Here is an 872-nt window from a genome sequence, read left to right as displayed (position 1 = left end):
GCCTGTCGCCCTGGTCAGCCCGAAGAACCGCGGCCCGGACCATGTCGTCCCCGTGATGTGCTTTGCGATTGCCGAGAGCGACGGCCAGGACCGCCCATCCATCACGAAGCCACCGGGTGTCACCGCGACCTGATAGGTCCGGCCATTCCATTCGCGGACATAATGCGTGCCCGGCCTCGCCGGATCGGTCGGCACATCCCGCACAGCCCGCCCCGCCGCGATCTGCGCCAGGGCACGGCGGGTTGCGGCGGGCAGGCCCCCTGCCCGCTTGCACTGCGCCTCATGATGCAGCGCCCGGGTCATGAACCCGACCGACAGATAGGGCGGCGGCGCTGACCCGAAGGTCTCGGACCACATCCGCAGGCACTCTGCGCGGTCCGGATTGGCCACCCCATCACCCGCCATGGCTGTCGGCCCCCTCTGCCGCGGCCGCTTCGCCGGAAAGGATCCGGTAGCGTATCGCCTTCCCCGGACCCGGTATCATCTTCTCCACGTGGTGACCCGCCTTGCGCAACCCCGACAAGCTGGCGCGCACCGTGTGCGGCTGCCATCCTAACCGGTCGCCGATCGTCGCGATGTCCGCCCCCGCCGTCCTGCGCAGCAACTTGATAAGCTGGGTCTTCTTCGTCGCAGGCTTTGGGCCTCTGGCAGGCTGCGCGGACTTGGCCAGATCCGGTCCATTATCCGCCGTTAGTTGTTCGCTCTGTGTCATCGCTCTCTCCTGTGCTGCAGGCAGGAGCTAAACCGCCCCTGCTACTGCGCACAGCCCGGAGGTCCGGGCGACGCTTTGCAGCGCGGGAAACATGGCGCAGGATCACTACCGCTCCAGCGGCGTGCGAAGTCCAGTCGGATCTGAGCATGGTTTTAAGGAG

Annotated in this window: 2 protein-coding genes; both read right to left on the bottom strand. The window is 67.2% G+C overall.

Going from position 1 to position 872, the window contains the following annotated elements; all coding sequences use genetic code 11:
* A partial coding sequence (locus ACOI1H_RS25865) for a DUF2924 domain-containing protein (RefSeq protein WP_422441212.1) occupies positions 1–405 on the bottom strand: 405 nt, incomplete at its 3' end.
* Complete coding sequence (locus ACOI1H_RS25860) at positions 395–712, bottom strand: DUF3489 domain-containing protein (RefSeq protein WP_422441210.1); 318 nt, start codon at positions 710–712, stop codon at positions 395–397. The genes ACOI1H_RS25865 and ACOI1H_RS25860, both read right to left, overlap by 11 nt.
* Positions 713–872: the final 160 nt, after the last annotated feature.

This window comes from Loktanella sp. DJP18 (assembly GCF_049310965.1).
In the GTDB taxonomy this organism is placed as follows: Bacteria; Pseudomonadota; Alphaproteobacteria; order Rhodobacterales; family Rhodobacteraceae; genus Loktanella.
This window is presented reverse-complemented; position numbering and strand designations above follow the sequence as displayed.